Source organism: Serratia sp. DD3, assembly GCF_000496755.2.
The window spans coordinates 101016-108126 of sequence record NZ_AYKS02000063.1 but is presented as its reverse complement, the minus strand read 5'-3'; the positions used below and the strand labels follow the sequence as shown (position 1 = coordinate 108126).

Genomic DNA, 7111 nt, shown 5'->3' with positions numbered 1-7111 from the left:
TAGCCAGCTCAGATGCCGGAACCACTTCCTCGCCGGCGGCAACAGCGGTAAGGCTGCCTTCAATATATTGTTTCTTCCACTTGAACAACAGGCTGGGCTGAATACTATGCAGACGAGCCACATGAGACAGGGTCATACCTGGCTCCATAGCCTGTTGAATAATGGCGATCTTTTCCTGCGGAGTCTTACGTTTACGGCGCTCCTGTCCCAACAGTATTCCAGTCATCTCAAAATTAGAACCAGTATTAGACATATGTTTAAGCCTATCTCTTATTTTAAGATACATCTACTGTCTGGTGTTTCTTGGGGCCGCAGCAAGTGACGCCAGGAATAGCCATAATAAGCGGTGAGTAATCGGTCATAAAATCTATTATCTGAGCGGAGAATAACCGCTAGTGTAGCCATCTTTTACGCGCTTTGGCTAGCTGTTGTCGGCATCCTGCCTTGCATCGCGCAATCGCCTTCTTTAGACTAGGCGCGTCATTGCGCAGGGCATCATTGTCATGCCAGCCACGCTGTATCAATCTGAGATAAAACCATGTCTTATCAGTGTCCTCTCTGCCATCAACCGCTTGCTTATGCCAATCAACAGTGGCGCTGTGAACATAATCATCAATTCGATTGTGCCAAAGAGGGCTATGTCAATTTAATGCCGGTACAGCACAAGCGTTCTAAACAACCTGGTGACAGTGCCGAGATGATGCAGGCACGCCGCGCATTTCTTGATGCTGGCTATTATCAGCCTTTGCAGCAACGTGTGGCAGAACTATTAGCGACAGCCCTGCCTAACGAGGCCCAGGCGTTGCTGGATATTGGCTGTGGTGAAGGTTATTACACCTCCGCAGTAGCGGAGCGGCTAACTCAACAGGGTAGGGTGAAGGTGTATGGGCTGGATGTAGCCAAAGTGGCTATTCGCTCGGCGGCAAAACGCTATCCTGCCGTCGCGTTTTGTGTAGCCTCCAGCCATCGTTTGCCGTTTGCCGATCACTCTCTTGATGCGGTATTACGGATCTATGCTCCGTGTAAAGCCTCAGAACTGGCACGTGTCGTCAAGCCGGGTGGCGTAGTGGTAACGGTATCACCTGGGCCGCGGCATCTCTATCAGTTGAAAGGGATGGTCTATCAAGATATCAAGTTACACGCCGAACATCGGGAGCAACTGCCGGGTTTTAGCTGTGAATTGGCTGAAGCATTACGCTTTCCGATGGTATTGCCGGGGGCTCAGGCAGCTAATTTACTACAGATGACCCCCTTTGCCTGGCGTGCAGCCCCCGATGTACAGCGTAGCCTGGCGGATTCGGCGGCATTCCATTGTGAGACGGATTTTGCTATTTGCCTGCACCGCCGAACTGAGAGCAATCCGCAGCCAGAAACGGTGGATTAAGAGAGAAAGCCCATGTGATCCAGCAGTATATGGGTTCCGATACCAATCAGCACAATCCCGCCAAGGATTTCTGCCCGTTTACCTAGCAGTGGGCCAATATAACGACCAATCATCATCCCCAGGGTGGCCATAATCAGGGTGGCACAACCGATTGCCATGGCGGTATGGATAATGTTGACTTGCAGGAATGCCAGCCCGACGCCCACCGCCATCGCATCCAGACTGGTGGCGATAGCGGTGACAACCAACAACCAGAAGCCGTGGCGCTTGACCTTGTGCTCCTGTTCTAGCTGGCTTTTCGACCCTTCCACGATCATGCGAATACCCAGGATTAACAGCAGACCAAAAGCGACCCAGTGGTCCCATTCCATAATATATTGGCTGGCAAATAGACCGAAGCCCCAACCAATAAGGGGGGTAATGGCTTCAATAACGCCAAAGATCAGACCGGTACGGAGGGCTTCACGGAAACGAGGTTTATGTAGTGCGGCACCTTTGCCGATCGACGCCGCAAATGCGTCCATAGACATGCCAAAAGCCAAAATAAGCGTTGCAGAAAGGTTCATGCGGAAAAGTCTCGGTTGGGTAGCGCCATAGACACGTAAGCCATCCCCCAACCTACCGATGGTGTTACGTGTTTATGGTCTTGCCAACCTTTCGGCTGCCCGCACCACGTTTCAAACGAAACGAGCATGTTGATACGGGCGTTTCTCGCTATAAACAGCCAGAAACCGGCTACTCCCCAATAAGCGCGCTACTTTACCATACTCTTTTTACCACCGCCAACTTGATTCAGCCGCAGTAATTGCTGGTAATCAGCTGATATTAACCACGAAATGTTCGAACAGTAACCATAACGATACTTTGGTTAATCAAACATCAATAACCGTGCTGTTTTAACTTTCTAACTGATTATCAATAAAGAAATGGTATATCTTTTCCAAGTCATCTAATTGGATGACCTGTATCAGTAACCGTCGTTGTTCGAGATCGATGACTAAAACACCATCCTCCGACAGGTTCATCGCTTTGATACGCTGATAATCGATAAATGCGTTGGCATAGAAGAACCCTTGCGGTTTAAACAGCAGCTTCGGCCAGCGAATAAAAGAGATATAGATGGCAATCAATGCCAGGGAGATTAACAGATAGGTGGTCACCTGCGTCCCCTCGGTGACAATGTTGCGGTAGAGCAGAATCGCCAGCAAACCGACAAATATCACACAGTCCAGACGGTTACGGCGTTTTAATGCTATTTTTAGCAATGTTTTGCCTTTCAGCAGATTCATACCGAATTCGTCATACAGGGCATACAACAACATCAGAATAATGAACAACAGTAGTACGCCATCAGTCAGTGACATCTCAGACTCCATAAATAAAAAAACCGGGGGTTAACCCCGGTTGTCAATCATGGTGATTAAAGACCTAACAAACCAATCCAGTAACCGAAGATACCGATTGCGAAGAAGCCCATAATGATCCACAACGCATTAACCTTCTTGCGTAGCAGCCACATACAGCCAAAGGTTAACAGTAGCGGTACCAGGCCAGGCATCAGTTGATCAAGGATGGTTTGTACTGTGGTGATGTTAGTCTGCCCGGTTTGGTCGGTGATTTTTGACACCACCAACGGGATATTCACATGCGTCCACTTATTAACCAGTGCTCCCATAACAAACAGGCCGAGGATGGACGCCCCTTCCGTCAATTTTTGCAGGAAACCACCACCCATATCACTAACGATATCGATACCTTTACGGTAGCCATAAGCCACACCGTAATAACGCACCATCAGGCGAACCAGGTTAAATAAAACGAAGAACAGTAACGGGCCGAGCAGGCTGCCACTCATGGCAATACCCGCACCGAGAGCGGCAAAAACCGGCCGTGCCGTACCCCAGAAAATAGGGTCACCCACACCGGCCAGTGGGCCCATCAAGCCTACTTTGATACCGTTGATGGCGGCATCATCAATAGGAGCACCGTTAGCACGCTCTTCTTCCATTGCCATCGTCACACCGAGAACTGGCGCGGCAACGAACGGTTGGGTGTTAAAAAACTCCAGATGGCGTTTGATGGCTTGCTTACGCTCATCGTTGTTTTCTGGGTATAGCCGGCGGATCACCGGCACCATAGAGAAGCAGAATCCCAAGGCTTGCATACGCTCGAAGTTCCATGAACCCTGGAATAGGTTCGAGCGGATAAATACGCCACGAATATCAGCAGGCGTCAGTTTCTTTTGAGCTGTTGAATCAACCATTTCTTTCACCTATTCCTAGTCCAGTTCGTTATCGAGGTCGTTATTGGCGGGACCCGCTTGGACAGCCTGAGACTTGTTGTATTTCGGGCTGAGCTGGATATAGAGTACGGCCATCACCACGCCAATCACACCCAGTGCGACCAGGTTAAAGTCAGTAAAGGCAGCGGTAACGAAGCCCAAGTAGAAGAATGGCATCAGATAACCGGCACGCATCATGTTGATGACCATCGCGTAACCGACTACCACGATCATACCACCGGCAATATTCAGGCCGCCGGTAACCACTTCTGGGATAGAGTCAAGCAGGGCTTGAACAACGTCAGTGCCAACAGTGAGTGCAACAATCACTGCCGGAATCGCAATACGCATGGCTTGCATAAACAGGGCAGAGATATGCAGCCAAGTGATGGCCCGCAGGCTACCACGTTCTGCTGCACCGTCGGCGGCGTGTTGGAAAGCCACGGTGATGGTACGAACGATGATGGTCAACACCTGGCCTGCTGCTGCCAATGGGATGGCCAAAGCGATACCGGCACCGATATTTTGACCACCGGCAATAACCAGAATAGTCGAAATAATCGAAGCCAAGGCAGCATCGGGTGCCACTGCAGCACCGATATTCATCCAGCCCAGGGCGATCATCTCCAGCGTACCACCAATGATGATCCCGGTTTTCATATCACCAAGAACCAGACCGATCAGCGTACAGGCCACCAATGGACGGTGGAACTGAAACTCATCCAGGATAGACTCCATCCCGGCAATACATGCCACAAGAAACACCAGCACAATCTGAAGAGTAGTAATCTCCATTGCACTTCTCCTATAACCAAAGAGCTCTGAGTAAATAATTAACGACAAGCGCCATTAATTGAGTTTGTTAATCAGGTCCATCATTTTCAACTGGCTGTCCGAGGACACTTTACGGACTTCCAGTTCGATACCGCGATCGTTTAATTTCTTAAACGCCTCGATGTCTTTCTCATCAATGGAAACCGCGTTATTCACTTGAGTTTTCCCTTGACGAAATGCCATGCCACCGATATTGACTGACTTGATATCGACACCACCTTCCACTAAACGACACACGTCGGTAGGGTTGGTGAATAAAAACATCACCCGCTCACCGGCATATTTAGGGTTGTTCCAAACGCGAATCGCTTTTTCCACATCCACCACGTGCGCCGTCACTCCTGGAGGGGCAACCTGAGTCAAGAGCGTTTTACGCACATGGTCAGCGGCCACTTCATCACTGACGACGATGATACGGCTAACATTGGTTTCTTTGGTCCAGCGAGTGGCGACCTGCCCGTGAATCAGGCGATCGTCAATACGAGCCAAACCAATGATCATATGGTCTTCAGGGCCGAGAGGGCGCTGTGGTTGTGGGGCTTTTTTCTGTACAGGGGCAGGGGTACTGGGTTCTTCGATGGGTTTTTTCAGTGCTCTAACGCCGCCACGCCCGGTTTCCAATGCCAGGGCGACCAGCTCGTCAAAGCTGGGGTTATCATCCCGAGCCATAAAAGTTTCCACCAGCATCGGAATATTGACCCCGGTGATCACTTCATAGTGCTCTTTATCAACGGCGATACGGCTGGCGGCATTAAACGGACTCCCGCCCCAGGTATCGACTAGAAACAGGACGCCATTACTGGTATCGAGCTCGCTGATTTTCCCATTATATTTCTCAATTAACGTTTCAGCATTCTCACCGGGAACGAAATCTATATAGGCGGTATTATGCTGCTCGCCCAATAGCATTTCTGCTGTTTTTAGCAGTTGTTCTGCTGCAGTCCCGTGTGTGCCGATGATAATAGCTATTGCCACTCGCTACCTCCTTGATGAACTTAAAGCATGAATTACGCTTTTCACATTATCATGCTAGTCGTTACGACTGTGCTACAGATACATTATGGTAGAAAAACTCATTTCGTGTAGTTTCAAAAACCTATCAGAGCCCGCTCTCGTTAACGTGATTTATTTTATGGCATGAAAAAAATAAATTATGTGACATTGCTCAGCTATTGATAGAAGGATTAAGCCTTTAGGATTATATACCTACCGCCTACCATCCAGAGAGGCTAGTCACATTGTACTTTGATTGCCAAACCCCCACGTGAGGTTTCACGGTATTTGGCGTTCATATCTTTGCCGGTTTCATACATTGTCTCGATCACTTTATCCAGCGACACACGGGGTTCACTGGTGCGTCGCAGCGCCATACGGGCAGAGTTAATGGCTTTCACAGCAGCGATTGCATTGCGCTCAATACACGGGACTTGCACCTGACCGGCGACGGGATCACAGGTCAAACCCAGATTATGTTCCATACCAATTTCTGCAGCGATGCAAACTTGCTCTGGGCTGCCCCCCAGCAGTTCAGCCAAACCGGCTGCCGCCATTGAGCAAGCGACGCCCACTTCACCCTGACAACCCACTTCGGCACCCGAAATAGAGGCATTCATTTTATACAAGGTGCCGATGGCCCCTGACGCCATAAAGTAACGCAGCGCGATATCTGGGCTGACGGACTCGATAAAGTGATCGTAATACGCCAGCACTGCCGGCACTATGCCGCAAGCCCCATTGGTGGGGGCGGTGACTACCCGCCCACCGGCGGCGTTCTCTTCATTGACCGCCAGGGCAAACATATTGACCCAATCGATCACATTCATCGGGTCATTAGAGAGCTTGTCGGAAGAGACCAGCAAGCGGCGCAAGGCCGCAGCGCGACGAGGAACGCGCAGTGGGCCGGGTAGCAGACCTTCGGTGTTCAACCCGCGATCAATACAGGCGAGCATGGTTTGCCAGATAGTTTTGAAATAGGTATCGATATCCTGCTTGCTGCGTAGCGCCAACTCGTTCTGCAGCACCATCCCGGACAGCGAGAGGCCGCTGGCATGGCAGTGGGCCAGCATCTCACTGGCTGAATGGAACGGGAAAGGCACCGCAACTTCATCAGTTTCGGTTTTACCGAAGTGTTCTTCATCAACAATAAACCCACCGCCGATGGAGTAGTAAGTTTTGCTATAAATCAGTTGGTCGCCAGCAAAGGCGTGGAACTGCAGACCGTTTTCATGCAGTGGCAGGTTGTCACTACGGAACACCATGCCACTGTCCTGCGGGAAGTCCACTTCATGCAAACCGTTGGCCAGCATCAGGCGTTGGCGCTGCTTAACGTCCTGAACAAAACCGGGGATGCTATCAATATCGACAGTGTCCGGTTGGTTACCCGCCAGGCCAAGCAGAATGGCAATATCGGTATGGTGACCTTTGCCCGTTAACGAAAGTGAGCCATAAACATCAACGGTGATGCGTGTCACCGTGGCCATCAAGCCATGCTTAACCAGCTCGTCAACAAACTGTTTGCCGGCTTTCATTGGCCCGACGGTGTGAGAACTGGATGGACCGATGCCGATCTTGAACATGTCGAAAATGCTAATCATGTTAAAACTCCTATAGCG

8 protein-coding genes are annotated in these 7111 nt (G+C 50.2%); 1 reads left to right on the top strand and 7 read right to left on the bottom strand.

The features are described from left to right. Window positions 1–226: transposase (locus IO95_RS11485; protein ID WP_152554936.1), on the bottom strand; the 226-nt coding region annotated here is incomplete at its 3' end. 312 nt (window positions 227–538) lie between these two features. Here IO95_RS11485 and rlmA point away from each other — a divergent pair. Further along, window positions 539–1384, top strand: coding sequence for a 23S rRNA (guanine(745)-N(1))-methyltransferase (gene rlmA / locus IO95_RS11480; RefSeq protein ID WP_023491831.1), 846 nt, complete (start codon window positions 539–541; stop codon window positions 1382–1384). Here rlmA and mntP read toward each other — a convergent pair. From mntP to sdaA, 6 genes are all read right to left on the bottom strand, one after another. Further along, window positions 1381–1950 (bottom strand): manganese efflux pump MntP, encoded by a 570-nt coding sequence (gene mntP / locus IO95_RS11475; RefSeq protein ID WP_023491829.1) that lies wholly within the window; start codon window positions 1948–1950, stop codon window positions 1381–1383. The two genes, rlmA and mntP, sit on opposite strands and share 4 nt — an antisense overlap. Window positions 1951–2280: 330 nt before the next feature. Next, window positions 2281–2748, bottom strand: coding sequence for a DUF986 family protein (locus IO95_RS11470; RefSeq protein ID WP_023491827.1), 468 nt, complete (start codon window positions 2746–2748; stop codon window positions 2281–2283). A 56-nt stretch (window positions 2749–2804) separates the two neighbouring features. After that, the gene (locus tag IO95_RS11465; RefSeq protein ID WP_023491826.1) at window positions 2805–3647 is read right to left on the bottom strand and encodes a PTS mannose transporter subunit IID; all 843 of its coding nucleotides are present in this window, start codon (window positions 3645–3647) and stop codon (window positions 2805–2807) included. 15 nt (window positions 3648–3662) lie between these two features. After that, a complete protein-coding gene (locus IO95_RS11460; RefSeq protein WP_023491825.1) occupies window positions 3663–4460 on the bottom strand; it encodes a PTS mannose/fructose/sorbose transporter subunit IIC in 798 nt (265 codons plus the stop codon). Between the two features lie 54 nt (window positions 4461–4514). After that, window positions 4515–5474: a PTS mannose transporter subunit IIAB gene (gene manX, locus IO95_RS11455; RefSeq protein WP_023491824.1), complete on the bottom strand. Its 960-nt coding sequence runs from the start codon at window positions 5472–5474 to the stop codon at window positions 4515–4517. A 254-nt stretch (window positions 5475–5728) separates the two neighbouring features. Further along, window positions 5729–7093 carry an L-serine ammonia-lyase gene (gene sdaA / locus IO95_RS11450; protein ID WP_023491823.1) on the bottom strand — a complete coding sequence of 455 codons (1365 nt, stop codon included), beginning with the start codon at window positions 7091–7093 and terminating at the stop codon, window positions 5729–5731. Window positions 7094–7111 lie beyond the last annotated feature (18 nt).